The 985-nt window shown below is 66.7% G+C and carries 1 protein-coding gene; it reads left to right on the forward strand.

Annotated features, from left to right (window positions below; translation table 11 throughout):
• On the forward strand, window positions 1-985 hold a 985-nt coding region (gene eccCb / locus AC5WRL_RS28075), incomplete at both ends, for a type VII secretion protein EccCb (protein WP_496091494.1).

The following is a 985-nucleotide window of genomic DNA, read 5'->3' on the forward strand; positions in this document are numbered from 1 at the left end:
GTCTCGGAGGTGGCGGGAGTACTGGCCCGGCGCGAGGAACTGTTCCGCCGGCACGGCATCGACTCGATCGTCACGTATCGCAAGATGCGGGCTGCCGGGCAGCTGACGGAGGAGCCGTGGGGGGATGTCTTCCTGATCGTGGATGGTTGGGGGGCGTTCAAGCAGGACTACGACATGACGCTGGAGCCGGTAATCAATGACCTGGCATCGCGCGGTCTGGGGTACGGGATCCATGTGATCGCCACGGCATCCCGGCAGATGGAGATCCGTCCGGCGCTCAAGGACCAGCTGGCCAACCGTCTCGAACTCAAGCTGGCCGAGGCCCTGGACTCCGACTTCGACCGCAAGATCGCCCGCGCTGTCCCGGCCAACATGCCGGGCCGCGGTCAGATCCCCGAGAAGCTCCACTGGATGGCGGCCCTGCCACGCCTGGACGGCCGGCCATCGCCGGAGGACCTCTCCGAGGGCACGGCGGCCCTGGTGGCGGCGGTGACCGAACGGTGGCAGGGCATGGCGGCTCCCCCGGTCAGAATGCTCCCCCGCGTCCTCCCGGCGGCCCAGCTCCCGCACGGCGCCGTCCGCCCGGAGGCGGGCATCCCGATCGGCATCAGCGAGACGGATCTGGAGCCGGTGTACCTCGACTTCGAGAAGGATCCGTTCCTGCTGGTCTTCGGCGAGGGCGAATCAGGCAAGTCGGCGGCGCTGCGCCTCATCATGCAGAAAATCACCGAGCGCTACACCTCCGAAAAGGCCCGTTTCATCATCGCCGACTACCGCCGCTCCCTGATGGCGGCGGCGCCCGAGGAGTACGTGGCGGATTACGCCATCATGGAGTCAAAGCTGATCGAGGATGTGATCGGGCTGCGTTCAGTCTTCGAGAAGCGCCAGCCGAAGGAAGACATCACGATCCAGGAGCTGCGGTCCCGCAACTGGTGGACGGGGCCACGCATCTTCCTCATCATCGATGACCACGACCTGGTGGCCG

The sequence above is a fragment of the Streptomyces sp. NTD107 genome (assembly GCF_059510435.1).